Here is a 26,903-nt window from a genome sequence, read left to right as displayed (position 1 = left end):
GGGGGGGGGGGGGGGGGGGAGGGGGGGGGGGTGGGGGGGGGGAGGGGGGGGGGGGGGGGGGGGGGGGGGGGGGGGGGGGGGGGTTTTTCCCCCCCCCCCCCCCCCCCCACCCCCGCTCATGGCATGATCGACGCCATGCCGGAACGTGTTGTGGCCGCCTGTGACGGAGCGTCCAAGGGAAACCCGGGACCAGCGGGCTGGGCCTGGGTGGTGGCCGAGGACGACGAGATCCCTTCCCGCTGGGAGGCCGGCCCGCTGGGCAGGGCCACCAACAACATCGCCGAACTGACGGCCCTGGAGCGGCTGTTGGCCGCCACCGACCCGGACGTGCCGATCGAGATCCGGATGGACTCGCAGTACGCGGTGAAGGCGGTCACCACCTGGCTGCCCGGCTGGAAGCGCAACGGCTGGCGGACGTCCGCCGGTAAGCCGGTGGCCAACCAGGAACTGGTCGTACGTATCGACGAGTTGCTCGCCGGCCGCACGGTCGAGTTCCGTTACGTCCCCGCCCACCAGGTCGACGGCGACCGCCTCAACGACTTCGCCGACCGCGCCGCGAGCCAGGCGGCCACCGTCCAGGAGGCCGCCGGCAGCGAGCTGGGCTCCCCGGAGCCCCCGGCCGCCCCCGACACGGCCCCGGCCCGCCGGGCACCGGCGAAGAAGAGGCCCGGCAAGGCCGGCGGCCGGGCGGGGTCGTCCTCGTCCCGCACGATCAAGGCGAAGTTCCCCGGCCGCTGCGTGTGCGGCCGCTCGTACGCGGCGGGCGAGCCCATCGCCAAGAACGACCAGGGCTGGGGCCACCCGGAGTGCCGCACGACGGAGCGGTCCGAAGCCGGTTAGCCGACCGCGTCGAAGGTGTAGTGCGCGGTGTGGTCGAGGAGCGCGGCCGGGGTCGTGTCGTTCCACGGCTCCATGGTCTCGTCGAGATCCACCACGTTCGGGGTGCCGGCCTTCGGCAGGTACGTCGAGCCGGGGTGGCGGCGCTGCCACTCGGCCCACAGCTTGTCGATGTAGGCGTGGTGCAGCCAGAAGACCGGGTCGTTGGGGGAGACCCCGGTGCCCATCTGGCCGCCCACCCAGACGTGCACGCGGTTGTGGAGGTTGACGCCCCGCCAGCCCTCCAGATGGTTGCGGAACCCGTCCGAGGCGCTGTTCCAGGGCGCCATGTCGTACGTCGGCATGGCGAGGACGGATTCCACCTCGGCCCGCGTCGGCAGCTGCCGTACCCCGGTCCCGAGGGAGCGGCGCAGGTAGGTGCGTCCGTCGATGCGCACGTTGATCGGCCAGTTCCCGGTGGACGCGGCGAACGGCCCGTCCATCACCTGGCCGTCGCGGGCGCGGCCGGTGCCGCCGAGGAAGTCCGGTGCCCAGAGCGAGGAGCGGGGTGTCCGATCGGTCGTCCAGTCCCAGTAGGGCAGGGCGACGGTGGGGTCCACGGACTGCAGGGCCCGTTCGAACTCCAGCAGGAATCTGCGGTGCCAGGGCAGGAAGGACGGCGAACGGTGTCCGGTCCGTTCGCCGTTGTCGGTGTCGCCGAGGATGAACGCGTTGTGCGTCGTGACGAAGGCGTCGTAGCGGCCGGAGCGCTTCAGCTCGATCAGCGCGGCGACGAAGCGCCGCTTCTCGTCGGCGGTCAGGGCGGACTGGTTCTTGCGTATGGTCATGGGTGCGCGGCTCCTCGTGGTGCTGGTCGTGCTCGTGGTGTTGCGGGTGTGGTCAGTTGAAGGGCACGAGACGGGCGCCCTGGAGTTCGTCGACCGCGGCGCGCGCGGCGGCGCGCGGGGTCGGCACGGGTGAGTAGTGGCTGACGACGCTGATCCAGCTGCCGTCGGCGTTCCGCATCAGGTGAAGCTCGACCCCGTCGACGAACACGGCGTAACCGCCGTCGTGATGGTGACCGCCGCCCGTGGTCGCCCGGCCCTGTATCCGGCGGCCGCGGTAGACCTCGTCGAACGCCTCGGGCCCGCCGTGGTGGTCGTGGTCGTCGGCGACCGCGGCCGGGGCGGCGGCGCCGGCCGTCATGGCCGCCGCGACGGCCGCTCCGGCTCCGAGGACATGGCGACGGGTGATGTCGGACATGCGAAGACCTCCTGGGAAGAGGGGATTTCGTGACCCGTCATGCCTATCGATCGAGTGGATCATCAAAGAAATCGCAGGAAGTCGGTTGGCTCCGAACCGGACAATTAAGTAAATGTCGTACAAGCTTGAACGAAAATGATCTTGCTGTGGTGAACCCGCGAGTGGACGCGGAGGAAGATATTCCGCCCCGTGGAGCGGCATCCGCCGATGATCTTGCGGCGTCGGGGTGATTCCAGTGGTCGGAGTCACCCGCTCAAAGTGACGCGAACCAGGACTCTCCCCGCGCTGCTACTCTTCGTGGTCAATTGATCGCTTGACGTGGCAAAGCGGGAGGGTGCGTGAAGATCGCGTGCGTCGGCGGCGGACCCGCGGGCCTGTACTTCTCGATCCTGATGAAGCGGCACGACCCGTCCCACGACATCACCGTCCACGAGCGCAACCCCGCCGGGTCGACGTACGGCTGGGGCGTGACGTACTGGTCCGAGCTGCTGGACGAGCTCCGCGGACAAGACCCCGAGACGGCCCTCGCCATCGGCGAGAACTCCGTCAGCTGGACCAGAGGGGTGGCTCACGTCCGCGACCGCAGGACGGTCCAGCCCGGTGACCAGGGCTTCGGCATCGGCCGGCACCGACTGCTCCAACTGCTCGCCGACCGCGCCCAGTTCCTCGGGGTCGGAGTGGAGTACGAGCGCGAGGTCACCGCCGACGACCTGCCGGACGCCGACCTCGTGGTGGTGGCCGACGGCGTCAACAGCGCCGTACGCGAGCGGTATGCCGATCGGTTCGGCAGCGCCATCGCACTCGGCCGCAACCCCTACACCTGGCTCGGCACCACCAAGGTCTTCGACTCCTTCACCTTCTCCTTCCAGGAGACCGACCACGGCTGGATCTGGGCCTACGGCTACCCGTTCAGCGGCGAGCGGAGCACCTGTGTCATCGAGTGCTCCCCTCACACCCTCACCGGCCTCGGCCTGGACGGTGAGGCGGACGGGCTGGGCCGGGCGGACGGACTGGCCCGGCTGGAGAAGGTCTTCGCCGGCATTCTCGACGGGCACCCCCTGATCGGCCGGGAGCACGGCGACGGCACCCCCCAGTGGCTGCACTTCCGCACCCTGACCAACCGCACCTGGCGCCACGGCAACGTCGTCCTGCTCGGCGACGCCGCCCACACCACCCATTACTCCATCGGCGCCGGCACCACACTCGCCCTGGAGGACGCCATCTGCCTGGCCGCAGCGCTCGGCGCGCACCCCGACCGGGAGACGGCGCTCGCCGTGTACGAGCGCCGGCGCAAGGCCGACCTCCTCCGGCTCCAGAGCGCGGCCCGCTACAGCGCCCAGTGGTACGAGAACCTCCAGCGCTACATCCACCTCCCCCCGGACCGGATGTTCGCGCTGCTCGGCCAAAGGCACTCCCCGCTGCTGCCGTACGTGCCGCCGCGGCTCTACTACCGTCTCGACCGCGCCGCCGGCCGGCTGGAGGCGCTGCGCCGTCTCAAGCGCCGGCTGGGCCCGAAGCTGGCGCGGACCTCCCAGTCCCGCGCGCTCACGACCCGCGAGTAGACCGCTCGACGGGGCGTGCCGGGCGCCCGCATGCGCAACCTCGCCCTGGCCGTGTGGCCAGAACAGCCGTCGTCAGGCCCGGACCTGCAAGATCACGACCTTCTGCAACACCCTTCAGTGGACGCCCTGCGGCCGGAACTGGACGCTGATGCGCGGACCCACCGCTCGGGTCGACTTGGGTATCGCGTGGTCCCAGGTGCGCTGGCAGGAGCCGCCCATCACGATCAGGTCGCCGTGCCCCAGCGGGAACCGCAGTGTCCGGCCGCCGCCGTGCGGCCGCAGGGTCAGATCGCGTGGGTCTCCCACGGACAGGATGGCCACCATGGTGTCCTCCCGGGCGCCCCGACCGATCCGGTCACCGTGCCAGGCCACGCTGTCCCGGCCGTCCCGGTAGTAGCACAGCCCCGCCGTGGCGAACGGTTCACCGAGCTCCTCGCCGTAGTGTGCGCAGAGCGCCTCCCGGGCCTCCTCCAGAACGGGGTGCGGCAGCGGGTCGCCGGCGCCGTAGAAGGCGAGGAGCCGGGGGACGTCGACCACCTGCTCGTACATCTGGCGCCGCTCCGCCCGCCAGGGCACCTCCTCGGCGAGCCGGGTGAACAGCGCGTCGGCGCCGGTGAGCCATCCGGGCAGGAGATCGATCCAGGCCCCCGAGCCCAGCTCGCGTCGGCGCAGCCCGTCGAGGGGGCCGAGGCGCAGGTCGTCGGACTGGTCGAAGAGGGAGCCCTGGAGGTGCGTGGCCATACCAGCAGCCTACCCGCATATTAGAAAACATGTTCGATCATGTGCTTGTGGTGCATCGGGCACGGTGCGGCTCCCTCGTCGCCCCTCGTCAGTGCTGCTGGGCGTGAGGCGTCACCTCGCTCGGCCGGACGACCACGAACCCCTCGCCCTCCAGCTTCAGCTGCACGGCCTCACCGGAGCCGCCGCGGATCATCGAGCCGAACGACTGCGACCGGTGCAGCGACGTGTGCAGACTGGCCGTCCAGCCCACCACCGCGTCCGTGTCGACGAACACCGGGAGCTGCGGCGAGACCGGGATGACGAGCGGGTTGCCGTCGCAGACGAGCCCGAGCTTGCCCTGGCCGGTGAACACGCTGTTGAACAGCCCGCCACCAGTCATTCCGGCGCCCTTCACGGTCTTGATCTCATACGCCAGCGTGGAGTCGAAACACAGCACGTTGCGCCCGTTGACGGTGAACACATCACCGGGCTCGATGTCGACGATGAAGCAGTTCTGCGCCTCGTGCGCGAACCAGGCCTCCCCCTGACCCCGCACCGTCATCAGCGGCAGACCCTCCCCGGTGACCGCGCGCTTGAGCATGCCGCCCACGCCCTGGCCCTTGCGTTCGAACTGGAGGTTCCCCCGGAAGGCGATCATCGCGCCCTGCCGCGCGAGCATCTCGCCGTTGACGGCGTACTTGATGGACTTGGCGTTCTGCACAGTCATTCCCGGCGCGTACGCCGGCTGGACCATGTGCTCGTTCGAAAAAAGATCGCTCTTCATACGGGCATGCTGGCCCGGAGCATCCGATTCCGCCAAGCGACGCGCGGCGCAGGGACATTGCGGCGCCTGGCACCGTCCTGACCGGAGTGGTAAAAGCGGGCATGACCAACAAGAACGTCGGCGTCGACATCCCCGACCGCCGGGGCCGCACCGGACTCGACCGGACGGGCCTCGGCCTCACCGGCAACCCACGGGTCAGGGTGCGCGACGTGAGACTGCTCTCCTGTCACTGGTACGTGGAGCGCACCACCACCTTCGACTTCCAGCACGCCGACGGCACCTGGAGCACCCAGGAGCGCGAGACGCACGACCGGGGCAACGGCGCCACCGTCCTGCTCTACGACACCGAACGCGAAACCGTCCTCCTGACCAGGCAGTTCCGCTATCCCGTGTATGTCAACGGCCACCGCGACGGCATGCTCGTCGAGACGCCCGGCGGTCTGCTCGACGAGGACGACGAGCACCCCGAGGTCGCCGTGCGCCGCGAGGCCGTCGAGGAGACGGGCCACACCATCGGCGAGATCCAGCACGTCTTCGACGTCTACATGAGCCCCGGCTCCGTCACCGAGCGGGTCAGCTTCTTCGCCGCTCCGTACGGCCCCTCGACCCGCACCCATGAGGGCGGCGGTCTGGACGAGGAGGGTGAGGACATCGAACTCGTCGAACTGCCCTTCCGGCGCGCCCTGGAGATGATCCGCAGCGGGGAGATCGCCGACGCCAAGACCATCATGCTGCTGCAGTGGGCGGCTCTGGAGGGTCCCTTCAAGGCATGAACCCCGTCGACGCCGCGGCCGTCAGGCACTTTCCAGTGCTTCGGCGGCCTCGGCGGCGACAGCCTCCGCGACGGCCGTCAGCCCGGGGGAGTCCAGCTTCCACTGCTGCCAGAACAGCGGGGCGGCCATGGCCCGATCCGGCGCCAGGTCGACCAGCCGCCCCACGTGGAGCAGCGGCTCCGCCTGGGTGGCCGGCACCATGCCCCAGCCCATCCCGTCGGCCACCGCGTCGATGAAGCCCTCCGACGTCGGGACGTAATGCCGTCGAGCCGAGGCCGGGCGGCCCCCGGTCAGCCTCCGTACGAAGGCGTCCTGGAACTCGTCCCGCCGGTCGAAGAACACCACCGGCGCGTCGACGATCACCTCCTCCAGCGGCACGTCCGATCCGGTGCCGAGCCACCTCCGGGCGAAGGCCGGAGCTGCGACGGGCAGATACCGCATCCGCCCGAGGGTCCGGACCGAGCAGCCGGCCACGGCGTCCGGCGCCGAGGTGACCGCGGCCATCACCAGCCCTTCACGCAGCAGCCGGGCCGTGTGCTGCTCGTCCTCGCGGAGCAGCTCGTAACAGGGCCGCAGCTCCTCCGGCACCCGGGTCAGGGCGGGCAGGAACCAGGTGGCCAGCGAGTCGGCGTTCACCGCGATCGACACCCGTGTCGCCTCTCCGGAGCCCGTCATGCCGAGCGCGGCGTGCACGTCGTGCTCCAGACGGGACAGCTGGCGTGCGAACTGGACGATCACCTCGCCGGACTCGGTGGGCCGCACCGGCTTCTCCCGGATCAGCAGGACCCGGCCCACACGCTGCTCCAGCGCCTTGACCCGCTGACTGACCGCCGACGGCGTCACGTGCAGCGCGCCGGCCGCGGCGTCGAACGTGCCCTCGTCCACCACGGCCAACAGGGTCCGGACGAGATCGAGCGGAAGCTGAGACATCACGAGTGCTAATGATACGTAAGAATCCTTAGCTGTACGAACGGCTCCGTGTTTCGTAGCGTCGACCCTGTGATCAGCGAAATGACCGCCCTCAGCGCCGGATTCGGCACCGGCCTCTCCCTCATCGTCGCCATCGGCGCCCAGAACGCCTTCGTCCTGCGCCAGGGACTGCACCGGGACGCGGTGCTCCCGGTCGTGGCGATCTGCGCCCTGTCCGACGCGGCGCTGATCGCGCTCGGTGTCGCCGGGGTCGGGGCCGTGGTCGTGGCCTGGCCGGCCGCCCTCACCGCGGTCGCCCTCGTCGGCGGCGGCTTCCTCATCGTCTACGGCGCCCTCGCCGCACGGCGCGCGCTCAAGCCCGCCGGTGACGCGCTGCGGGCCGGCAGCGAAACGGCGGGCTCGGTGCGCCGTGCCGTCCTCACCTGTCTGGCACTGACCTGGCTGAACCCCCACGTCTACCTCGACACCGTGTTCCTGGTCGGCTCCATCGCCGCCGACCGCGGCCCCCTGCGCTGGACCTTCGGTATCGGTGCGGCCCTGGCGAGCCTGTGCTGGTTCGCCGCCCTCGGGTTCGGTGCCCGGCTGCTCAGCCGCTTCCTGTCCCGCCCCGAGGCATGGCGTGCCCTGGACGGTCTGGTCGCGGTCACCATGCTCGTGCTCGGCGGCATGCTGATCGTCGGGGCGTGAGCGGGGGAGCGGTGCCCCCACGACGGCAGCGGAACCGGCGGCCGAACCGGCGGCGACAGCACGGGAGACGGCGGCCGAAGCGGCGGCGACAGCACGGGAGACGGCGGCCGAAGCGGCGGCGACAGCATGTGAGACGGCGGCGAAACCCGCTGTCCCGGCGGTGGTGATCTCCGCGATAGTGGTGCCCGTATCGAAAGATGTATCGAGCACCAGGATGCGCGTGGACACCACCAAGAGCACCGGCGACAACACCGCCCCGGAGGGGGACTCGGGGGACCCGCCCCGCGGCGGCTGGCGCCGCTTCGCGATGGACACCCGACCGCTGCGCCGCCCCGCATACCGACGCCTGTGGTCCTCCACCGTCGTCACGGCGATCGGCAGCCAGCTGACCGCCGTCGCCGTGCCCAAGCAGATCTACGACATCACCGGCTCCTCGGCCTGGGTCGGCTATGCGAGCCTCGCCGGACTGCTCCCCCTGGTGCTCTTCGCGCTCTGGGGAGGCGCCGTCGCCGACAGCGTGGACCGCCGCACCCTGCTGCTGGTCACCAACACCGGGATCGCCGTCACGTCGGTGCTGTTCTGGGTCCAGGCGGTCACCGGCCTCGCATCGGTGTGGGTGCTGATGGTGCTGCTCGCCGTCCAGCAGGCGTTCTTCGGTCTCAACTCACCGGCCCGCAACGCCTCCATCGCCCGTCTCGTGCCCGCCGGTGAACTGGCCGCCGCTGCCGCCCTCGGCTCCACCGTCATGCAACTCGGCCTGGTGGCGGGGCCGTTGCTCGCCGGCGCCCTCATCCCGGTGATCGGCCTCGCCGAGCTGTACCTGATCGACGCCCTCGCCCTGTGCGTCACGCTGTGGGCGGTGTTCAAACTGCCCGCCCTGCCGCCCCTGGACTCCTCCACGACCCGCCGCGCCGGCTGGCGGGAGGTCGCCGCCGGTTTCCGCTACATCTCCCTGCACAAGGTGCTCCTGCTGTCCTTCCTCGCCGACATCATCGCGATGGTCCTCGGCATGCCCCGCGCCCTGTTCCCGCAGCTCGCCGACACCACCTACGCCTCCTACGGCGAAGGTCTGGCCCTCGGCCTGCTGTTCGCCGCCATCCCGATCGGGGCCGTCCTCGGCGGGCTGATGTCCGGCACCTTCTCCCGCTCGTCCCGGCACGGTCTGATGGTCATCCTCGCCGTCCTGGCCTGGGGCGCGGCCATCGTCGGCTTCGGGCTCAGCACCAGCCTGTGGGTCGCCGTGGCGTTCCTCGCCGCCGCCGGTGCCGCGGACATGGTCTCCATGGTGTTCCGCGGCGCCATCCTGCTGTCCGCCGCCACCGACGACATGCGCGGCCGTATGCAGGGCGTGTTCACCGTGGTCGTGGCCGGCGGCCCCCGCCTCGCCGACGTCCTGCACGGCACCGCCGGTTCGGCGTTCGGCGCCCGTACGGCCGTGGTGGGCGGCGGCCTCCTGGTCATGGCCGCCGTTCTGCTCCTCGCGACGGTGACACCGGCCCTGCGGCGCTACCGGATATAGGAGGAGGGGCACCCTTGATCCTGCGTACGCTGCCCACCAGGCGCACACCCCACAGGCAGGAGTACTGACGATGGAGTACGTGAAGCTCGGTTCGACGGGTCTGGACGTGTCCCGGATCTGTGTGGGCTGCATGAGTTTCGGGCTCCCCGACCGGGGCACGCACGAGTGGACCCTGGACGAGGAGGCGTCCCGCCCGCTGATCCGTCAGGCGCTGGACGCCGGACTCAACTTCTTCGACACGGCGAACGTCTACTCCGACGGCACCAGCGAGGAGATCGTCGGCAGCGCCCTCGCGGAGTTCGCGCGGCGCGACGAGGTCGTGATCGCCACCAAGGTCAACGGCGCCATGCACCAGGGGCCCAACGCCCGGGGCCTGTCACGCAAGGCGATCATGACGGAGATCGACAACAGCCTGCGCCGTCTCGGCACCGACTACGTGGACCTCTACCAGATCCACCGCTTCGACCCCCACACCCCGGTCGAGGAGACGATGGAGGCCCTGCACGACGTGGTGAAGGCGGGCAAGGCCCGCTACATCGGGGCGAGTTCGATGTACGCCTGGCAGTTCGCCAAGATGCAGTACACGGCCCGGATGAACGGCTGGACGCGGTTCGTGTCCATGCAGAACCACTACAACCTCCTCTACCGCGAGGAGGAGCGGGAGATGCTGCCGCTGTGCGAGGACCAGAGCGTGGCCACGCTGCCCTGGAGCCCGCTCGCCCGCGGTCGTCTCACCCGTGACTGGGGCACCGTCACCGAACGCACCGAGAACGACAACTTCGGTAGGACCCTCTACCAGGAGGGCGACCGTGAGATCGTCGACGCGGTCACCCGCATCGCCGGCCGGCGCGGCGTCCCCCGCGCCCGGATCGCCCTCGCCTGGTTGCTCAGCCGGCCCACCGTGGCCGCTCCCATCGTCGGCGCCACCAAGCCCCACCACCTCGACGACGCCGTGGCCGCCCTCGACATCACCCTCACGGAGAAGGAGATCGAGGAGCTGGAGAGGCCCTACACGCCCCGTGCGATCAGCGGCCACTGAGCGGCACCCGCACGAACGGCGGGCGGCCACGTGGCACCGGTCGCGGGACCGGCGCGCGGCCGCCCGCCCGACCGGCGCCTCAGGGCCGGGTGTACTCCTGGCGCACGGTCGTGGCGAGCCGGGTCAGTGCTTCCTCGGCGCCCTCGCGATCGGTCCGGTCCAGCAGGGCGAGCGCGTCCGCCGCGGCCAGGCGCACCCGCTGCGGAACCTCGTCCAGGGCGGCCATCCGATAGGCGATCGTGCGCCGGGCCTCACGCTCCTCGGCTGTGACCCCGGACGGCCCGGTGCGGGGGAAGACAGCGGCCTCGTACGCCGTCACATGGATGAGCACCCCGTGCGCGATCCCCTCGGCGTACCCGCGCTGGCCCGCCTGCCGCTGTGCCACGGCGAAGTGCGCCATCGCCCGCCGCCGCACGATGAGCGACCCCACCATGCCCACCAGACCCGCGCAGACGGCCGCGCCGAGCGCGACGAGGCCGCCGCCGAGCAACGCGCCGATGAGGGCGCCGCCCGCCATGAGCAGGCAGGTCAGCCCGGTGGTGAGCATCAGCAGGGCGCGTGCGGGAGTGAGCGAGGCCATGACGTGCAGTGTCGCAGCTCAACGACCGACGGCCCAAGCCGAATCCGCCGCGCACTGACGGCGGGTCACATCGGCCCCCGCGGGCGTCGGCCCCCGGGGATCGCCTCTGCCGCCCGCCTTCGGGCAGCCCGGCCGTATGGCCAACTACCCACCGTCCGACGAAGATCGAGCGTCGGCATAGGGTGTCGTCCGCGACGGCCCGCGAATCCCACGAGGCGGTCGCCGACCAGAGTGAGGCCGAGGGGGAGACCGCCGACCCATGAACCAGATCCTGTACGCCGGGGCCATAGGCCTGTTCCTGACGCTCATCGGTACCCCGCTGCTGATCAAGCTGCTGGCCCGCAAGGGATACGGCCAGTACATCCGCGACGACGGCCCCCGCGAGCACGCAAGCAAGCGCGGCACTCCGACCATGGGCGGCATCGCCTTCATCCTGGCCACCCTCGTCGCCTACGCCCTGACGAAGATCCTCACCGGTGAGAGCCCCACCTACCCCGGTGTCCTGGTGCTGTTCCTGATGGCGGGCATGGGCGTCGTCGGCTTCCTCGACGACTACATCAAGATCGTCAAGCGGCGTTCGCTCGGTCTGCGGGCCGGTGCGAAGATGGCCGGACAGCTGATCGTCGGCATCGTCTTCGCCGTGCTGGCCATCCGGTTCGCGGACGAGCGGGGCCAGACGCCCGCCTCGCTCAAGCTGTCCTTCGTCACGGACTTCGGCTGGACCATCGGGCCCGTGCTGTTCGTCGTCTGGGCACTGTTCATGATCCTCGCCATGTCGAACGGCGTGAACCTCACCGACGGTCTGGACGGACTGGCGACCGGCGCGTCCGTCATGGTCTTCGGCGGCTACACCTTCATCGGTCTGTGGCAGTTCCAGAACTCGTGCGCCAACGCCTTGGAACTCACCGACCCCGCCTCCTGCATCGAGGTGCGCGATCCACTCGACCTCGCCGTCGTCGCCGCCGCGCTGATGGGCGCCTGCTTCGGCTTCCTGTGGTGGAACACCTCACCGGCCAAGATCTTCATGGGTGACACCGGATCGCTGGCCCTCGGCGGCGCCCTGGCCGGCCTCGCCATCTGCTCCCGCACGGAACTGCTGCTCGTGGTGCTCGGCGGGCTCTTCGTCCTGATCACCCTGTCCGTGATCATCCAGGTCGGTTCGTTCAAGCTGACCGGACGGCGGGTCTTCCGGATGGCCCCGCTGCAACACCATTTCGAACTCAAGGGCTGGTCCGAGGTCCTGGTCGTCGTCCGCTTCTGGACCATCCAGGGGATCTGCGTGATCGTCGGCCTCGGCCTCTTCTACACGGGCTGGGCCGCGGGCTGAGCCGCCGGGCGCGTAGGGCGAAGTCCCGCCGGCCGCCCGGCGGTCACGCGACGCGCCCGAGCCGGTGGACCACGCTGCGCCGCAGCGGGCCCTCCGGCACGCTCGGGTCGTCGCAGTCGCCGGCCGGGTCGCGCGTCATCCCGATGCGTCGCATCACCGCCTGCGAGCGGAGGTTGATGGCCACCGTCACCGCGAGGACCTCGTCCAGGCCGAGACGCCGGAACCCGAAGCCCACGGCGGCACGCGCCGCCTCCGTGGGGTAGCCGTGCCCCCACGCCGTACGCGCCAGCCCGCCTCGACACCGGTGAACGGCATGCCGCCCTCCACCGGATCCAGCCCGGTGAAGCCGATGAACTCGCCGGTGGCCCGCACTTCCACGGCCCACCATCCCCAGCCCCGACGGTCGAGGTCGGCCTTGAACCGGACCACGGACGCGTCGCTCCGCGCGGTCGTGAGGAGACCCGGAAAGTACTCGCGCACCTCGGGGTCCGGTTTCATGGCCGCCCAGGGGGCGAGGTCGGACCACCGCCCCGCGCGCAGCGGGAGCCGGTCGGTCCGCAGTTCGGGCCTCGGGCCGACGTGATGTGATCTCGGGCCGTACCGCGAGCGAATACCAGCGGGGGCTCCGGGCACTCGGCGGTGGTCCGCGCGACCCCGCCGACGCTCAGTCGAGGCAGAACTCGTTGCCCTCGATGTCCTGCATCACGATGCACGACTCGTATACACCGTCGGCCCGTAGCAGTCGTTCGCGGACCGCGCCGAGCGCGACCAGCCGTGCGCACTCGGCCTCGAGGGCGGCCAGGCGCTCTTCCCCCACGAGCCCGGTGCCGACCCGTACGTCGAGATGCACCCGGTTCTTGACGACCTTGCCTTCGGGGACGCGCTGGAAGTAGAGGCGCGGACCCACGCCCGTGGGATCGCTGCATGCGAACCCCTGACCCTGCCGCTCGGGCGGCAGTGAGCGGTCGAAATCGTCCCACGTCGCGAATCCCTCGGGCGGCGGCGGTACCACGTACCCCAAAACCTCGCACCAGAAGCGGGCGAGACGCTCGGGATCCGCGCAGTCGAAGGTGACTTGAACCTTCTTGATCGATGACATCGGCGCACCCTAACGCCTGCCGCGCGGACGCGCGAAGGGAATTCGACCGAGGAGGAGCGCGCCGGTGCCACCAGGGTCTCTCTTTCGGATCTTGGCGAGCTCACTGGATGGCGCTCCCACCTCCTGGGGCTGGGAGCGCCCCGAAGCTGTGCGCCTGTCGATTTCTGAGGGCGAAGTCCTGGGCATGTCCGCCGGGCGGGCGAGGGTGTAATCCGGTGGCCACCTTCTCCGCAACGTCCCTAGGGTCGCTGGGATGACACACAACACTGGTGACCCGGTGACGATCACACCGGAGATGGCTGCTCAGATCCGCAGGTGGCGGTGTGAAGAGGACTACTCCTGGCGCGCTGTAGCCCAGGCCGCGTCCGATCTGTGGGGCTCCGAATGGGGCAGCAATCAGCTCTTCGGCGAGGACCTCTGTGTGGCCGCAGCGAGGCTGCTGGGGGAAAGTCCTTACCGGGAACCTTGGAACTGATGCTCGTCAGATGGCTCCTCTCGGTATCGACGAGCTGACCAGAGGAACCAGAACCAGGTCGGCGACGCGGACGCCACCCTCTTCCCGACCACCGCCGAGGCCCTGGCGCGGCGCAAACGACATGCTGCGCGCACTCGGGGCGGCGCCCTCCCCGGAGGGGCGGCCCGCCCACTCGGCCCTCACCCTGCCCGCGAGCACGAGCGTGACGTGAGCCCGTGCCCGCGTGAACGCCCATGACGCAACTCCCTGCCCGGCGCGCGGAGCGGACGGACACCGGCCGATCCGCCGGAACACCGCTCAGAACGCCCCGCTCACCCCCAACCGCACCGCCCGCAGATGGTCCGCCAGGGGACCGAGCCCCACGTCGTGACGGCGTTCGTCGACCGTCTGGGGATGGCGGATCGGATACGGGAAGAGCGTGCCGGGATCGATGCGGGTGCCGTAGAACTGCGGCTGGCTCAGCTCGACCGCGCAGTGGTCGGCGATATACGCGTGGTGGACGGCGGGACAGCGGCCGTCCGCGACGGCCTCGGCGATCAGATCGCGGCAGCTGAGCTGGAACCCGAGGTCGGGGGAGTGCAGCAGGATCATGAGGGCCGCCGTCGAGGCCGGCTCGCCGACGAGAGCGGCCGTGGGCCAGCCGTGGCGGGCGACGATCGAGCGCAGGACCTCCGCGTTGCCGGCCCGGCACTCGGCGATGCGGGCGCGGGCCCGGGCGGTCGGGGCGGACTGCGCCTCGTGGGCCAGCCGTCGCTCGTCCTCCGCCCTGCGGATCAGCTCGGCGGCGAGGACCCGCCGCGGCGGGTCGGCGGTGAGGGAGGTGCCTTCCCTGGCCGGGGCGTCTCTCACGTCGGCTCCCGTAGGGCGAGTGAGAACCACACGCGCTTGCCCACGTCGCCGGTGTCCGGCGGATCGGTTCCCCAGTCGTCGGCCAGCGCGGCGACGATGGCCAGCCCGCGCCCCGATTCGGCGGCGCCGTCCACCACCCTGGGCCGGGGCAGTGCGGGCGACGAATCGGCGAGTGTCACACGAAGGGCGCGCTCCGAGCATTCGAGGGTGACGGCGATGGTGTCGGCGGGTCCGGCGCTCGCGTGCCGGACCGCGTTCGCGAACAGTTCGTCCGTGGCGAGCACGGCGTCGTCGGCGATCGTGGACAGGTCCCAGCGTGCGAGATGCGCGGCCACCGTACGCCGCACCCCGGCGGCGCACGACGGACGCGCGGGCACCGCCATGCGGACGAGCCGGGTTCTCTGCAGCGAGATCAAGGCAGCACCGCCGCGTCCGCTCCCGAGGCAGCCCCGCCGGACGGGGCGTCACGGACGCTCCAGCTGGGTTCGTGTGCCGGTGCGGCAGGGATCCGTCGGCGGGTCGCGCGGACACGGACGGCCGTCATCGGGCTCCTCCTCGATGCTCGGGGCGGCCGCTGACGGACCGCCGGTGCTGTTGTCGAAGACAACAGCACCGGACACACGAAACACCAGGTGGTGGAGGGGTTGTGCAGTTGCGGGCGGGTAGTGACGCGGGCTGCGCGTGGTCACCACCACGGGGAACGCCGACAGGGGACCGCCGCGCGGGGGAGTGGCTGCGAGGCGGTCGCGCGACGGCACGCTGGTCGACGACCGTCTCGTGCGGGCCGGGTCCGGCGTCGGGGATGGCGTGCAGCGAGGGAGCGCTCGCGGTCGACCCCTCGGCGGACAGGAACTCCGGACAAGTCCCTGACCAGCCCGGACAGAAGCAGCTTGTCCGGGACAGCCTCAGCCCGTTGTTCCGCCCCGTCCATGACAGCAGTCTCTTGGGCAGCCGGCCGACTCCGCACCGCTGCGCACCGCCGACCGAACGGGCGCAGCCGACATACCCCGCGGACCGGTTGTCCCGCCACGGCGGCTCAGCCCCGCGCCAACGGGAGTCGACCGGACCATTCCACGAGAAGAGACGGGAGATCGACCATGCATGTCCGTCACGCCCTGGTGAGCAGCGCCCTGGGAGCGGCGCTCGCTCTCGGCGCAGCCGCCGTACCGGCTCAGGCCATTGCGTCAGGGGCACCTCCGGAGGCCCGGACGGCCCGGTCCGCGGCCCAGCCGCCGCTCACCACCTCGGGACCGCTCGAGCAGCTGACCGTGGTAGCGGAAGGCGAGGTGGGCACTTTGGCCTGCTTCCCCTGGTCCTTCGACCAGCGGTACGGCTGGTCGACCGGCGAGGCATGCCGTCCGGGCATGACCACGGCCACCATCCACGGCAAGGAGGGACAGTGTGCGTTCCTCGTCGTGAAGTGGTGGAACTCCAGCGGGGGCTCCCTGGGCAGCCAGCGCTCCGCGGCGGCCTGCGACGGCACCACCAGGGAGTGGGTGTCGCGCGCGGCCCCCGCGGGCGCCGCTCGCGTCCAGGTCAACATGGGAAGGTCCTGACATGGCGCTCAGGACCCCACCACGCCACGTACTCCTGACGACGGCGAGCCTGACCGCCGCCATGTCGCTGCTGTTCGGCGGCACGGCGTCCGCCGGCACCAGCGAGTACTACAAGACCTTCACCTCCAGCGCGAACTACCTCACCAGGTCGGACGCCAACGGGACGTTCAACGCCCAGGTGACATGGCCGACCACCAGGAAGCCGCTGGCGTGGTCGCTCGACATCAACCCCGCGCTCGAACGCACCGCCACCGGCAACATGCGGTGCACGGCCAGGGTCCCCAGTTTCCCCGACTACAACGACGACCACCCGAGCATCCCCGTCGACTACAAATGGCACTCCACGGTGCCCGGGCAGCACCGGGTGAACACCAGCTACTGGTACGTCCTCAACGCCCGGTGCACGTTCCCCTCGGCGGTCAACGGCACCCGGGGGACGACGACGGTGACGCTGAAGTTCAACTACAAGATGACCACGGCCTCGGCATCCCCGCCGGGGCACGGACCGGGCTACCGCACGCAGGTGACCTTCACCCCGAAGTAGGGCCTGTCGTCTGGATCACGCCAGGGCCGCGGGGCGTGGCACGCGCATCTGCCGCGTTGTCGTCATCCGCCGACCAGGCGTCTCCCCGCCCGGTCGGCGTGGGACTCTCGATGTCCCGACGAGGGGCAGCCGTACCGCGGCTGCCCCTCAGGCCGCCGCACCCAGCACCACCCGAGACCGGCGCTCGAACTCCTGCACCACCGGCTCGTGCCGACGGGACGCGAGCCGCCCCCGGAAGTCGCGCAGGGCCTGGATCGACCGCTCGCTGTGCACACCGCTGAGCGCCTCCAGCGCGTCCGTGGCGGTGGCGACGGCTTCGTCGAGGCGGTTCTGCTGGAGATGGGCCGTCGCCAGCACGGACCGGCTGATGGCCTGACGGCGGCGCCGGTCGGCATGGGCGCGCACCGACTCGCTCGCGGTGTGCTCGGCCTGCGCGGCCAGGCCCAGATCACGGAAGCAGACAGCCGACTCGGCCTGCAGATAGTGGTGGTCGAGGAACCGCACCCACGGCGATTCCTGGGCGGCACCCCGGCTCGCGTCCAACTGCTTCTCCGCCGCGCGCAGTGCCTCGGCGGTCTCCCGGGGCCGCCCCAGGGCCGCGTGGCCCCGTGCGGACATGGCGTACAGCCGCATCAGCCCCAGCGGGCTGCCCGCGTCCCTCGCCGTGGCGACACCGGCCCGAGCCAGCGCCACGCCCTCGTCGGGGCGGCCCAGACTGGTCGCCAGATGGGACAGCCCGGCCAGGATCTGCCCGCCGAGCACATGGTCGCGGCCCTCCGCGCACAGCCTGAGCCCCTGCGTCATGTACCGCTGCGCCAGGCCGTACTCCCCGGCGTCGTACGAGCTCCAGCCCGCCATGGCGGCCAGTCGCGCCGCCGCGGCGAACAGCTCGCGCCGCTGGTTGGCCGGTGTCCCGCGCTGTTGCAGCATCGGGATGACCTCGGTGGTCAGGTACTGCACGATGCTCGTGCGGACCCCGCCGCCCCCGTACTGGTTGTCCATCTCGTCGAACATGCGGATCATCGCGTGGACCTGCTCCACCGGCCCCGCACCGGACACGGACGCCAGCCGGGGCGTGTCACGGCTCTCCACCAGCCACAGCAGCCAGGCCCGCTGAGGATTCGTCAGCGCGCCCGGAACGAACGGCACCGAACCCAGCAGGCTCCGCCGCGAGATGTCGGTCGAGCCCAGCTCGGCCAGGGTGTGCAGGGTCTCCGCCACGTTCTCCCCGTACATCAGCGCCCGCCCCGTCACCGGCCGTCCCCGGTCGAGCGGAAAGCCGAGATCCGCCGGAGTCAGGGCACGGCCCAGTCGTTCACCGAGGACGGCGGCGATCAACTCCGGTGTGTTGCCCCGAGGTTGCTGGCCCTGTAACCAGCGCGTCACCGAGGCCTTGTCGTAGTTGGTCTCCAAACCCTGGCAGCGGCCCAGCTCATTGACCCGGAGAGCGAGGGAGGCGTACGAACAGCCGGCCTCCTTCAGCGCGGCCGCGAGCGGTTTGTTGGGCCCACCGGGCGTCTTCACCGGGTTCCTTGCTAATCCGTTCGTCACGGCGGCCATCCAGGTGTCGCATCGTGTCGGCGCGCGGCTGTGTGAAGCCCGTACCCGCCCTTGCGCCAACTCCGGGGCGGGCCGGAGGAGTTCGACGGACTCTGCCAACTGTGTGCGGCAGGTCACTCGATCACTATGGTGGCCGAACAACTCAGCCCGCAACCGGCGTTCTGATAATTTCAGAATGAACTCCGAGGACCTGTCCTTGTCAACGGATCGCGTGGCACACTGCACGCTGTGAATCCCGCCCGGGAGGTTGCACGTGAGTGAGACCCGCGTCGGAGGGAGCGCCCCGGCGGCGCCCACAGTCCTGCGCATGGTTCTCGGAAAGCGGCTCCGTCAGTTACGGGAGCAGGCCGGAGTCTCCTTCGACGAGGCCGCCCGCGCCATCGAGGTCACCGCGCTGACGGTCCGCCGCATGGAGAAGGCCGAAGTCGGCCTCCGCATCCCCTACGTGAAGGAGTTGCTGCGTACCTACGGAGTCTCCGGCGCCGAGATCGAGGACTTCCTCTCCCTCGCCCGGGAGGCCAACCAACCCGGCTGGTGGCACAAGTTCCGCGACGTGCTGCCCGACTGGTTCAGCGCGTACGTGAGCCTGGAGAGCGAGGCCCAGGTCATCCGCCTCTACGAACCCCAGTACGTCCCCGGCCTGCTGCAGACCCACGACTACGCCGCCGCGCTCCTGCGCGTCGGCTTCCCCAACGCGAGCCCCGAGGACGTCGACCGCCGGGTCGCGTTACGCCTCAGACGCCAGGACCTGCTGGTCAAACCCGAGGCGCCCGCCATCTGGGCGATCCTCGACGAGACCGTGCTGCGCCGGCCGGTCGGCGGCCCCGAGGTGATGCGGGCCCAGATCGACCGGCTCGTCGAGGCCACGGAGCGACCCAAGATCAGAATCCAGGTCATGCGCTTCGCCGCCGGACCGCACCCCGGCGCGTACGGCCCCTTCCACTACTTCCGTTTCGGCTTCTCCGAACTCCCCGACATCGTCTACACCGAGGGCCTCGCAGGCGCCCAGTACGTCGACCAGCCCTCGGACGTCGTGACCTACCTGGAGGTCCTTGACCGGATGTCCGTGCAGGCGGAACCGGTGGCTCGGACCCGGGACATCCTGGCGGCACTACGCAAGGAGTTGTGACACATGGCAAGGACACCCGACGGCCCCGCCCACAGCGGCATGCCCGCGTCCGCACTGGGCGCCGAGGGCTGGCGCAAGCCCTGGAGCGGCACCAACGGCGGTTCCTGCGTCGAGGCCAAGCGCCTGCCCGACGGCAGTGTGGCCTTCCGTCAGTCCAAGGACCCGGACGGTCCCGCCCTCGTCTACTCCCGCGAGGAGATGGTGGCGTTCCTGGAGGGCGCCAAGGCCGGACAGGCCGACTTCCTCATCGCCTGAACGGGTGAGGGGGGCCAGGGCCCTTCTGATGGATCTCCGTCGCGTGTCGTCGTCCGGCACGCCCCTTCCTCTCCCACGGAGATCCATCAGAAGAGCCCTCAGTGCGCCCCCGCACCACTACGCCCGCACAACCGGACAACGCCCGCACGGACTCCCCGCATCCCCCGCCTCCGCGCACACTGGGGAGCCCCTGTCCGCACGGGGCGAGTACTCACCCGCAGGCGCACCACCCGAAGGGAGCGGCATGCGCACGCCGCCACGTGTCCCCGGTCGGCCCAGGCCGGCCGGCCGACACGCCGGCCGCCCGGGCCGGGCCGCTCCCGAGAGGCGGGGATGATCACAGCGTCCGCGTTCACCCGCTACCGCACCCTGATCGTCGAGGGGCACCAAGGACCGGGCCGGGCCCGGCTGATCGCCGGGCTCGCCAGGCTGGGCTTCCAGGTCCTGCACATGCCGTCCGGCCTGCACCATCTCGACCCCGCACTGCCCTACCGCGAACTCCTCGCCGGTCCCGGCCGGCTGGCCGTCGACAGCGGCCTGATCGCCGAGCTGATCCACGGACCGCTGCGTCGCGGCCGGTCCCGGGTCACCTGGATCCAGGCCCTCGACTTCGCCGAGGCGGTGGCCGAACGCGACGGCGCCATGCTCCACCTGACCACGACGGACCACACCGGATGCGAGCGGGGCCACGGGCCCGGCGACGATCAGGACACCGAGGCGGCGGATGCCGCCACCGCCTACGCCCGCGCGTTCGACACCCTCGCCCAGCATGTCACGGTCGTGACCGTCCGGGTCGGCGAGACGGGCTGTCCCATCCGGGCACCTGATTCCCCTCAGCCTCAACTCTGGGGCGAGTCAGAGCAGTTGACGATAAGTTAGCGACGACCATGCGATGAGGCAGGAGAGTCCCATGCCAGACGGCCACCCCACTCCCGACCAGGAAGCCCTGTCGAAGATCGACACCACGGTGCCGCACTCGGCCCGTATCTGGAACTACTGGATGGGCGGCAAGGACAACTACGAGGTCGACCGGATCGCCGGTGACGCCTACCGGGAGATCGCCCCCAACATCGAGACGATGGCACGCGCCTCCCGTGTCTACCTGATCCGTACGGTCACCTTCGTGGCCCGCGAGCGTGGCATCCGCCAGTTCCTGGACATCGGCACCGGCCTGCCGACCTACGACAACACCCACCAGGTCGCCCAGAAGGTCGCCCCCGAGTCCCGCATCGTCTACGTCGACAACGACCCCCTGGTCCTGCGTCACGCCCAGGCCCTGCTCACCAGCACCCCCGAAGGCGTCACCGACTACGTCGACGCCGACCTGCACGACCCCGACGCGATCCTCGAACACGCCGGGAAGATCCTGGACTTCGGCAAGCCCGTCGCCCTCATGCTCATGGGCATCCTCGGCCACGTCCAGGACTACGAGGAGGCCAAGGACATCGTCCGCCGGCTGCAGGCGGCGCTCCCCTCGGGCAGCTACTTCGTCCACTACGACAGCACGGACACCGACGCCGAACTCAAGCGCGCCCAGGAGGGCTACGACGACACCGGCGCCGTCCCGTACGTCCTGCGCAGCCCCCGCCAGCTGAGCGCGTACTACGAGGGCCTGGAACTGCTGGAACCCGGCATCGTCTCCTGCCCGCTGTGGCGCCCCGAGCCGGGCACGAATCCCGAGCCGACGGACGTCTACGGGGGAGTGGCGTACAAGCCGTGACGCCTCCGCCCGGGGCGTGCCGTCCTGCCCCGCCGGTTCACTGAAGCGCGGCCACGGCCTTCTCGATGCCGCTGTGGACATGGCACAGCAGCAGACACACGTCGTCCTCGTGCTCGGAGTCGTCCAGCAGCGGATGCAGCAGCAGGTCGGCGGAGCCCTCGAGATCGTCGTCGAGGGCAGCCGGCCTGAGGGCGCCGAGTGCCGTGGCCAGACGGTCGATACCCGGGTCTATGCCCTGGGCGCGGCGCTCCACCAGACCGTCCGTGTACAGCGCGAGCGTCGATCCGGGCGGCAGCGGGACGGTGTGGTCGGCGATCTCCTGGCGCAGCGGGATGCCGAGCATCGCACCCGGCTTGGCGTCCAGCACCCGCACCCCGCCGTCGGGCGAGCGCAGCACCGGCGGCGGATGCCCCGCCGCCGCCCAGGTCAGGGTCGGCTCGTGCGGATGGAAGCGGGCGATGACGGCCGTGGCGTACAGGTCGGGCTGCAGATGGTGCAGGAACAGATGCAGCTGGGTCAGGAGCTGGCCGGGGCTCTTGCCGTCCACCGCGTAGGCGCGCAGCGCGGTGCGGAGCTGGCTCATCATCACGGCGGCGCGCAGACCGTGCCCGGTGACGTCGCCGATCACGGTGATCAGGCTGCCGTCGGGCTGGCGGAAGGCGTCGTACCAGTCTCCGCCGATGTTCAGCCCCCGGGTGGCCGGCAGATAGCGCGCCGCGAGCCGCAGCCCCGGGGTCAGGGGCAGCTCGGTGAGCAGGGCACGCTGCAACGTCTCGGCGATGTCCCGGTTGTGCTCGAAACGCCGGGCGTTCTCCAGGGCGACACCGGCCCGGCGGGCGAGCTCGATCAGCATGAACGCGTCGTCGGCGTCCCAGCGTTCGCCCGGCGGCGACAGGGTCAGCACGCCCAGCGGAGCCCCACGGGCCATCAGGGGCACGCACAACAGCGGCCGCTCGGGATCCAGCGCCGAGGGCGGCTGGTCGTCGACCCCGGGGAGACCGCCGGGATGGTCGGCCGCGTACTGGGGGCGACCGCGGCGGGCGGCCATGACGGCGGCCCCCGGGCGCGGGCCGCCCAGGTGCGCGTCGTCGTCCCCGTCGAACAGCCAGACATCGGCCGTGCGGGCGTACCGCGGCACCAGAAGCGTCGGCAGCAGCCGCACGATCTCGTCATGGTTGAGGGACGCCGTCAGGGCGGCGCTGGCGTCGGCGAGGAAGGTGAGCCGGCCGCGCGCGCTCTCGGCCTCCTCACGGGCCTTCTGCTCGGCGGCGAACAGCTCCCGCTGCGCGCGTCCCGCTGCGTCCAGCTCGGCGTGGAGCGCGAGGACCCCCTGATTGGTCTGGTGCAGTTCCTCGCGGTGGAACGCGACCAGCGCCTCCTGCTCGTCGAGCTTCTCCAGCAGCAGCGCGGCGTCCTCGTCCGCGCCGAACAGCGCCTCCGCCAGCGTCACCGGATCGTCGCCCACACGCCCGGAGTCCGGGAGCACCACATCCTGGGCGCAACCGACGGTCAGTCGCCAGGGCTGCCGGAACTCGCCCGGCCGCTGCGTCGCCGAGGTCACCTCGACGAGGAACCGGCTGCCGGCCGGCGGCGTCGCCGCGGCACGCGCGCTCAGCAGCCAGGTGCCGCCCTTGGTCAGGCACTGCCTCAGCTGCGCGGTGAGGGCGGTCACCAGCCGGGCACGGTCGGTCGGGGAGACCCCGTGCGCCGTGGCCAGCCGGGCGGTGGCGATGCGGGCGCGAGCCGCGTCGGTGACGGAACTGATCTGCCAGGTTCTGGTCATGGGAGGTGGTCCGGCGGGGAGGGGCTCAGCACCGCGACGCTGGTGTCGTCGCGGACCGGGCGGGCGGGGCTGCTCGCGTCACGCACGATCACGGCGGCCACGACAGCGGGGTCGAGAGTGGTGCTGTGGGCCGCCGGGCCGGGGTTCCAGCGGCTCGGCAGACCGTCGCTGTGCAGCACCAGAAGACAGTCGTCCCTCCAGGGCAGCTCATCCTGGGGCATCGTCGCCGACCGGTGCGCACCCACTATCCCGGGCCGAGACAACAGGGGCTGCCAGGTCGCGCCGGTCCGCAGCCGCGCCCCCACGTTGCCGACGCCGGTGAAGAGCAACCGCCCCACCGACGCGTCGAGTTGGGCGACGGCGACGGCCGCCCCCCGGGTGCCGCGCAGGGCATTCTCCAGTCGGCGCAGCAGCTGCGCCGGCGGCAGGTCGGGCGCCCGGCGCAGTTGCTCCACCGCCGCCGAGGAGGCCCGCGCCGCCTCCGGTCCGTGCCCCAGCCCGTCGGCCAGGAGCAGGGTGGTGAGGTGGTCCGCCCGCACCCACGCCCAGGCGTCGCCGGAGAACTCCGCACCCGCGAAGGGGACGTTGACGCCCCCTACTCGTATGCCGCGCCCGGCGGAACGCGGACGGGAGCCGCCGCGTCGCCGGCGGGAACCGAGCCGCGCCAGGGCGACGGTGCCCCGGCCGACCGCGCTGTGCACATCGAAGTCGTCGGCGACGCGACGGCAGGTGCCGAGGCCCGCGCCGAGGGAGGACGTGGTCGAGTATCCGTCCCGCAGCGCGCCCCTCACGTCAGGCATCCCGGGGCCGTGGTCGATCGCCACGATCTGCACCATGGGGGCCCGGTCGTCGCCGTCCGAGGTCGGCCGCTCCACGACGTCCAGCAGTATCAGCCCGCCGTCGGCGTGCTTGAGCAGATTGGTGGCCAGCTCGGTCGCCACGAGTGCCGCTTCCGCGGCCCGGTCCTCGTCCAGCCCCGCCCGTCCAGCCGCGTCCTCCGCGGCCACCCGGGCGTCGCGCACCCGGGTCGAGTCGTGCACCGGCACCTCCCACACGCGTGGCATCACCGCTCCTCTCGCGGGCGCGGCGGACCCGCCAACCAGGACGTCACGGTCACGGTGGTGCCTCCGCCGGGGCGGCTGTCGATCTGGAAGTCATGGACCAGTCGCCGTGCACCGCCCAGCCCCATGCCGAGTCCCTCGCCGGAGGTGAAACCGTCCACGAGAGCCTGGTCGAGGTCCGGGATGCCCGGTCCCTCGTCGCTGAACGCCAGCCGCAATCCTTGTACGCCACCGCTGGTCACCGGCGCGCACTCCATCTGGCCCCCGCCGCCGTGGATCAGCGTGTTGCGGGCCAGCTCGCTGGCCGCGGTCACCAGTTTCGTCTGCTCGACCAGACCGAAGCCGAGCTGGGCGGCGGCCTGCCGCACATGCTGCCGTACCCACACCAGATCCAGGTCCGAGTGAATCGGCAGGCAGGCGGAGACGCCGCCGGCGGTCTGCATCACACACTCTCCTGGCGGGTGCGTCCCGGGCGGGGGAGGGTCGGGGCCTGGTCGCCGAGGAGACGCATCGCGTCCTCGGTGGTGAGCGCGGTGCGCAGTCCGGGCAGCGTCAGCCCCAGTTCCACCAGGGTGATCGCCACCGCTGGACGCATGCCCGCCACGACGGTCCGGGCGGCGAGCAGACTCGTCTGGGCGGCGATGTCGCCGAGCACCCGCCCGAGGAACGAGTCGACGATCTCCACTCCGGACAGGTCGATGACCACGCCCGTGGCCCCACTGCGCGCGACCGTGTCGCTGATGTCCTGCTGGAGCTGCTCCGCCGTGCCGTCGTGCAGATCGCCCTGCAGCGTCACCAGCAGCACCTCGCCCAGCTTCAGGACGGGGACGGGAGCCCCGTACGGGGACGGGCCGCCGTAGGGGGAGGGGAACGCGCCGCTCACCTGTACTCCGAACCGGCGTCCCCGCGCGCGACGATGTCCGCGCCCTGCTGCCGCAGCGCGTAGGCGAGAGCGTCCGCGAGGCTCGCGCGCGTCAGTACCGAACTGAGGTCGATACCCAGGTGCACGATGGTCTGCGCGATGGGCGGCCGGATCCCGGAGACGATGCACTCGGCTCCCATCAGCCGGGCCGCGGCGACCGTCTTCATCAGGTGCTGGGCCACCAGGGAGTCGACGGTCGGGACGCCGGTGATGTCCAGGATGGCGAACCTGGCGTGCTGCTCGACGATGGAGTCCAGCAGTGTCTCCATCACGACCTGGCTGCGCGCGCTGTCCAAGGTGCCGATCAGGGGCACCGCGACGATGCCGTCCCACAGTTTGATCACCGGAGTGGCGACCTCGAGGAGTTGCAGCCGCTGCCGGTTGATGAGTTCCTCGCCCTCACTCAGCGCCGTCTCCAGCACGACCAGGCGCAGCGTGCCCATCAGCACCGTCAGGGTCGTGGTGCACTCGCGGACGTGTTCCGCCGGTGCGTCGGGGAACTCGGCCAGAAAGAGCTCGGTGACGGGGAGTCGGAGCGCGTCCACCTCGCTGGAGATCTGAGTGATGCTGGAGCCGGCCCGCGCCCGGGAGGCGGCCGTCCGTGCGAGCTGGTCGCGGATGACATGGAAGCCGCCGGACTCCGCGTCCTCGACGGTGTCCGCGGTGGCCACCGCGGCGAGTGCGTCCACGACGGCCCGGCCGGCCTCCACCGCCTCGTCCCTTGAGTGGGTGAAGACGGTGCGGAACAGCGAGGCGTCGGCCCAGCGCTGCGCGATCTGTTCCTGACGGTGGCGCAGGAAGCCCGCCACCTCCTGGGCCGGTGTCCTGCGCTTGCCTGCCGTGTCCTGCTCCGGCACGGGTCTCTCCTCACGTGCTGTTGCGATTCCCCGCTCCGGGGGACGGGTGATGGGCGAAGTCCTGGGGCGGCGCAGCCGGTCCTGACGCCGTACACCCCGTCGCTCATGAAGAAGAGCCGGTCGCCCGGCTCGACTCTCGGGGCCGGCGTACGCCGACGGTGACGGCTTCTCGCCATGCGTCCGATACGCCCGGTCCACCGGCGGGAGGACGACACCGGCATCCGCACCGTCGGCTCCACGCCCCCTTCGGGCCGCCGGTTCCGCGACCGCCGCCAGGAGGCGGGCTCCGGTGGGCCGGAACCCGGCGTCGTCGGCCGGCGTGCAACGGGGGCGGGCAGGCGTGGGCGGTCCTCCCTCGCGTCGGGTGACACCGACGGGGTACGGATGCACGATGCCGCCTTCGACGCCAGGAGCGTCCGACCGTCGACCCGGCCCCGGTCCGACAGGCATCCGAACCCTTCCCACGTGCTTGCCTCGCGCTCACTCTGTTGCTTACGGCGACAGTTGTCAAACGACAACCATCGGACTTGCGTACGGCACCACCCACCGGCGGACCCCGCTCAAGCGGCGCCGCCCACCGCCCCCTTCGACGGCTACGCCCCGGCCGACGGTTCGTCCGACCGGCTCGGCAGCCGGCCGGAGTCCACGGCCGCCAGCGCCTCGTCGACGCTGTCCACCGTCGCCACGGTGAGACTCACCCCCGTGAGGTCGAGGATGCGCCGCACGGCCGGCGTCGGGGAGATGACGTACACACCTCCCGGGATCGCCCGCACCTCCTGGTACGTCCGCAGGATGATGTTCATGCCGGACGAGTCCATGAAGGGGACGGCCGAGACATCGAGGAGGAAATGCCGTCGCCCGTGGCTCAGTTGATTCGCCAGATGGTGTTGCAGCTCGGTCGCCGTATCGATGTCCAGTTCCCCTTCGATCGTGAGCAGAACGGCGTCCTCGCGCGGCAGATCCACCTTGATCGACAGGGGGTTCTGGGCAACGGACACAAGGGCCTCCCACAGGCGCTACCGATCAGGGCCGAGTGCCCCGATCAACGGATTCGATGCATCGCTCGGCGATGCGCCCGTGCGCATACCCGCGA

General features: G+C 71.2%; 30 protein-coding genes and 2 pseudogenes. 15 read left to right on the top strand and 17 right to left on the bottom strand.

Annotation, left to right across the window (positions count from 1 at the left end; translation table 11 throughout):
• Positions 1 to 123: 123 nt before the first annotated feature.
• The gene (locus ACZ43N_RS37565; protein WP_468103678.1) at positions 124 to 840 is read left to right on the top strand and encodes a ribonuclease H family protein; all 717 of its coding nucleotides are present in this window, start codon (positions 124 to 126) and stop codon (positions 838 to 840) included.
• Here ACZ43N_RS37565 and melC2 read toward each other — a convergent pair.
• Both melC2 and melC1 read right to left on the bottom strand, forming a co-directional pair.
• Positions 837 to 1,664 carry a tyrosinase MelC2 gene (gene melC2 / locus ACZ43N_RS37560; protein ID WP_468103677.1) on the bottom strand — a complete coding sequence of 276 codons (828 nt, stop codon included), beginning with the start codon at positions 1,662 to 1,664 and terminating at the stop codon, positions 837 to 839. The genes ACZ43N_RS37565 and melC2 overlap by 4 nt on opposite strands.
• A gap of 52 nt (positions 1,665 to 1,716) precedes the next feature.
• Positions 1,717 to 2,079, bottom strand: a complete 363-nt coding sequence (gene melC1, locus ACZ43N_RS37555) for an apotyrosinase chaperone MelC1 (RefSeq protein WP_468103676.1) — start codon at positions 2,077 to 2,079, stop codon at positions 1,717 to 1,719.
• 338 nt (positions 2,080 to 2,417) lie between these two features.
• Here melC1 and ACZ43N_RS37550 point away from each other — a divergent pair, with 338 nt between their 5' ends.
• Positions 2,418 to 3,641, top strand: a complete 1,224-nt coding sequence (locus tag ACZ43N_RS37550; protein WP_468103674.1) for an FAD-dependent monooxygenase — start codon at positions 2,418 to 2,420, stop codon at positions 3,639 to 3,641.
• A 114-nt stretch (positions 3,642 to 3,755) separates the two neighbouring features.
• Here ACZ43N_RS37550 and ACZ43N_RS37545 read toward each other — a convergent pair whose 3' ends face one another.
• Together ACZ43N_RS37545 and ACZ43N_RS37540 are read right to left on the bottom strand one after the other, a co-directional pair.
• Positions 3,756 to 4,382 (bottom strand): alpha-ketoglutarate-dependent dioxygenase AlkB, encoded by a 627-nt coding sequence (locus tag ACZ43N_RS37545; protein ID WP_468103672.1) that lies wholly within the window; start codon positions 4,380 to 4,382, stop codon positions 3,756 to 3,758.
• Positions 4,383 to 4,470: 88 nt separating this feature from the next.
• Positions 4,471 to 5,145, bottom strand: coding sequence for an AIM24 family protein (locus tag ACZ43N_RS37540; RefSeq protein WP_468103671.1), 675 nt, complete (start codon positions 5,143 to 5,145; stop codon positions 4,471 to 4,473).
• A 101-nt stretch (positions 5,146 to 5,246) separates the two neighbouring features.
• On the opposite strand from ACZ43N_RS37540, the gene ACZ43N_RS37535 reads away from it, so the two are divergent.
• The gene (locus ACZ43N_RS37535; RefSeq protein ID WP_468103670.1) at positions 5,247 to 5,918 is read left to right on the top strand and encodes an NUDIX domain-containing protein; all 672 of its coding nucleotides are present in this window, start codon (positions 5,247 to 5,249) and stop codon (positions 5,916 to 5,918) included.
• A 21-nt stretch (positions 5,919 to 5,939) separates the two neighbouring features.
• Here the strand turns inward: ACZ43N_RS37535 and ACZ43N_RS37530 are convergent, their stop codons facing one another.
• Positions 5,940 to 6,851, bottom strand: a complete 912-nt coding sequence (locus ACZ43N_RS37530; protein ID WP_468103668.1) for a LysR family transcriptional regulator ArgP — start codon at positions 6,849 to 6,851, stop codon at positions 5,940 to 5,942.
• Positions 6,852 to 6,929: 78 nt separating this feature from the next.
• Between ACZ43N_RS37530 and ACZ43N_RS37525 the strand changes: the two genes are divergently transcribed.
• The 3 genes from ACZ43N_RS37525 to ACZ43N_RS37515 all read left to right on the top strand — a co-directional run bounded on the left by ACZ43N_RS37525 (position 6,930) and on the right by ACZ43N_RS37515 (position 10,093).
• The gene (locus tag ACZ43N_RS37525) at positions 6,930 to 7,535 is read left to right on the top strand and encodes a LysE/ArgO family amino acid transporter (RefSeq protein ID WP_468103704.1); all 606 of its coding nucleotides are present in this window, start codon (positions 6,930 to 6,932) and stop codon (positions 7,533 to 7,535) included.
• 220 nt (positions 7,536 to 7,755) lie between these two features.
• The gene (locus ACZ43N_RS37520) at positions 7,756 to 9,054 is read left to right on the top strand and encodes an MFS transporter (protein ID WP_468103666.1); all 1,299 of its coding nucleotides are present in this window, start codon (positions 7,756 to 7,758) and stop codon (positions 9,052 to 9,054) included.
• Between the two features lie 70 nt (positions 9,055 to 9,124).
• Entirely contained in the window at positions 9,125 to 10,093 is a 969-nt protein-coding gene (locus ACZ43N_RS37515; protein WP_468103665.1) for an aldo/keto reductase, read from the top strand.
• A gap of 79 nt (positions 10,094 to 10,172) precedes the next feature.
• Here the strand turns inward: ACZ43N_RS37515 and ACZ43N_RS37510 are convergent, their stop codons facing one another.
• Positions 10,173 to 10,673, bottom strand: coding sequence for a hypothetical protein (locus ACZ43N_RS37510; RefSeq protein ID WP_468103663.1), 501 nt, complete (start codon positions 10,671 to 10,673; stop codon positions 10,173 to 10,175).
• Between the two features lie 259 nt (positions 10,674 to 10,932).
• On the opposite strand from ACZ43N_RS37510, the gene mraY reads away from it, so the two are divergent.
• The gene (gene mraY, locus ACZ43N_RS37505) at positions 10,933 to 12,000 is read left to right on the top strand and encodes a phospho-N-acetylmuramoyl-pentapeptide-transferase (protein ID WP_468103661.1); all 1,068 of its coding nucleotides are present in this window, start codon (positions 10,933 to 10,935) and stop codon (positions 11,998 to 12,000) included.
• Positions 12,001 to 12,043: 43 nt separating this feature from the next.
• Here mraY and ACZ43N_RS37500 read toward each other — a convergent pair.
• Together ACZ43N_RS37500 and ACZ43N_RS37495 are read right to left on the bottom strand one after the other, a co-directional pair.
• Positions 12,044 to 12,612 (bottom strand): annotated as a pseudogene (locus ACZ43N_RS37500) (GNAT family N-acetyltransferase).
• 52 nt (positions 12,613 to 12,664) lie between these two features.
• Entirely contained in the window at positions 12,665 to 13,099 is a 435-nt protein-coding gene (locus ACZ43N_RS37495; RefSeq protein WP_468103659.1) for a VOC family protein, read from the bottom strand.
• Positions 13,100 to 13,352: 253 nt separating this feature from the next.
• Here ACZ43N_RS37495 and ACZ43N_RS37490 point away from each other — a divergent pair, with 253 nt between their 5' ends.
• Both ACZ43N_RS37490 and ACZ43N_RS37485 read left to right on the top strand, forming a co-directional pair.
• The gene (locus ACZ43N_RS37490; RefSeq protein ID WP_468103657.1) at positions 13,353 to 13,574 is read left to right on the top strand and encodes a hypothetical protein; all 222 of its coding nucleotides are present in this window, start codon (positions 13,353 to 13,355) and stop codon (positions 13,572 to 13,574) included.
• Between the two features lie 45 nt (positions 13,575 to 13,619).
• A pseudogene (locus ACZ43N_RS37485) lies at positions 13,620 to 13,785 on the top strand (FAD-dependent oxidoreductase); the annotation flags it as partial.
• A gap of 86 nt (positions 13,786 to 13,871) precedes the next feature.
• Here the strand turns inward: ACZ43N_RS37485 and ACZ43N_RS37480 are convergent.
• Both ACZ43N_RS37480 and ACZ43N_RS37475 read right to left on the bottom strand, forming a co-directional pair.
• Positions 13,872 to 14,423, bottom strand: coding sequence for a DUF6624 domain-containing protein (locus tag ACZ43N_RS37480; protein ID WP_468103656.1), 552 nt, complete (start codon positions 14,421 to 14,423; stop codon positions 13,872 to 13,874).
• On the bottom strand, positions 14,420 to 14,839 hold the full coding sequence (locus ACZ43N_RS37475; protein ID WP_468103654.1) for an ATP-binding protein: 420 nt from the start codon (positions 14,837 to 14,839) through the stop codon (positions 14,420 to 14,422). Before ACZ43N_RS37475 ends, ACZ43N_RS37480 begins: the two co-directional genes overlap by 4 nt.
• A gap of 681 nt (positions 14,840 to 15,520) precedes the next feature.
• On the opposite strand from ACZ43N_RS37475, the gene ACZ43N_RS37470 reads away from it, so the two are divergent.
• Positions 15,521 to 15,979: a hypothetical protein gene (locus ACZ43N_RS37470; protein WP_468103652.1), complete on the top strand. Its 459-nt coding sequence runs from the start codon at positions 15,521 to 15,523 to the stop codon at positions 15,977 to 15,979.
• A gap of 1 nt (position 15,980) precedes the next feature.
• A complete protein-coding gene (locus ACZ43N_RS37465) occupies positions 15,981 to 16,523 on the top strand; it encodes a hypothetical protein (protein ID WP_468103650.1) in 543 nt (180 codons plus the stop codon).
• Positions 16,524 to 16,670: 147 nt separating this feature from the next.
• Here the strand turns inward: ACZ43N_RS37465 and ACZ43N_RS37460 are convergent, their stop codons facing one another.
• Positions 16,671 to 18,083, bottom strand: a complete 1,413-nt coding sequence (locus tag ACZ43N_RS37460; RefSeq protein ID WP_468103648.1) for a hypothetical protein — start codon at positions 18,081 to 18,083, stop codon at positions 16,671 to 16,673.
• 307 nt (positions 18,084 to 18,390) lie between these two features.
• On the opposite strand from ACZ43N_RS37460, the gene ACZ43N_RS37455 reads away from it, so the two are divergent.
• The 4 genes from ACZ43N_RS37455 to ACZ43N_RS37440 all read left to right on the top strand — a co-directional run bounded on the left by ACZ43N_RS37455 (position 18,391) and on the right by ACZ43N_RS37440 (position 21,187).
• Positions 18,391 to 19,212 (top strand): helix-turn-helix domain-containing protein, encoded by an 822-nt coding sequence (locus tag ACZ43N_RS37455; RefSeq protein ID WP_468103646.1) that lies wholly within the window; start codon positions 18,391 to 18,393, stop codon positions 19,210 to 19,212.
• 3 nt (positions 19,213 to 19,215) lie between these two features.
• Entirely contained in the window at positions 19,216 to 19,467 is a 252-nt protein-coding gene (locus tag ACZ43N_RS37450) for a DUF397 domain-containing protein (protein ID WP_468103644.1), read from the top strand.
• 333 nt (positions 19,468 to 19,800) lie between these two features.
• A complete protein-coding gene (locus tag ACZ43N_RS37445; protein WP_468103642.1) occupies positions 19,801 to 20,346 on the top strand; it encodes a hypothetical protein in 546 nt (181 codons plus the stop codon).
• A 31-nt stretch (positions 20,347 to 20,377) separates the two neighbouring features.
• On the top strand, positions 20,378 to 21,187 hold the full coding sequence (locus ACZ43N_RS37440; protein ID WP_468103640.1) for an SAM-dependent methyltransferase: 810 nt from the start codon (positions 20,378 to 20,380) through the stop codon (positions 21,185 to 21,187).
• Between the two features lie 37 nt (positions 21,188 to 21,224).
• Here ACZ43N_RS37440 and ACZ43N_RS37435 read toward each other — a convergent pair whose 3' ends face one another.
• The 6 genes from ACZ43N_RS37435 to ACZ43N_RS37410 form a co-directional block, all read right to left on the bottom strand.
• Positions 21,225 to 22,970: a PP2C family protein-serine/threonine phosphatase gene (locus tag ACZ43N_RS37435; protein WP_468103637.1), complete on the bottom strand. Its 1,746-nt coding sequence runs from the start codon at positions 22,968 to 22,970 to the stop codon at positions 21,225 to 21,227.
• Positions 22,967 to 24,034, bottom strand: a complete 1,068-nt coding sequence (locus ACZ43N_RS37430) for a SpoIIE family protein phosphatase (RefSeq protein WP_468103635.1) — start codon at positions 24,032 to 24,034, stop codon at positions 22,967 to 22,969. The genes ACZ43N_RS37435 and ACZ43N_RS37430 overlap by 4 nt, the downstream gene beginning before the upstream one ends.
• A complete protein-coding gene (locus ACZ43N_RS37425) occupies positions 24,034 to 24,474 on the bottom strand; it encodes an anti-sigma regulatory factor (protein ID WP_468103633.1) in 441 nt (146 codons plus the stop codon). Before ACZ43N_RS37425 ends, ACZ43N_RS37430 begins: the two co-directional genes overlap by 1 nt.
• On the bottom strand, positions 24,474 to 24,914 hold the full coding sequence (locus ACZ43N_RS37420) for an STAS domain-containing protein (RefSeq protein WP_468103631.1): 441 nt from the start codon (positions 24,912 to 24,914) through the stop codon (positions 24,474 to 24,476). Before ACZ43N_RS37420 ends, ACZ43N_RS37425 begins: the two co-directional genes overlap by 1 nt.
• Positions 24,911 to 25,810 carry an STAS domain-containing protein gene (locus ACZ43N_RS37415; protein ID WP_468103630.1) on the bottom strand — a complete coding sequence of 300 codons (900 nt, stop codon included), beginning with the start codon at positions 25,808 to 25,810 and terminating at the stop codon, positions 24,911 to 24,913. The genes ACZ43N_RS37420 and ACZ43N_RS37415 overlap by 4 nt, the downstream gene beginning before the upstream one ends.
• 593 nt (positions 25,811 to 26,403) lie before the next feature.
• On the bottom strand, positions 26,404 to 26,808 hold the full coding sequence (locus ACZ43N_RS37410; RefSeq protein ID WP_468103628.1) for an STAS domain-containing protein: 405 nt from the start codon (positions 26,806 to 26,808) through the stop codon (positions 26,404 to 26,406).
• Positions 26,809 to 26,903 lie beyond the last annotated feature (95 nt).

This window comes from Streptomyces sp. NPDC030814, from assembly GCF_055572155.1.
The sequence above is the reverse complement of the archived record's forward strand: the minus strand, read 5'-3'. Positions and strand labels throughout refer to the sequence as shown.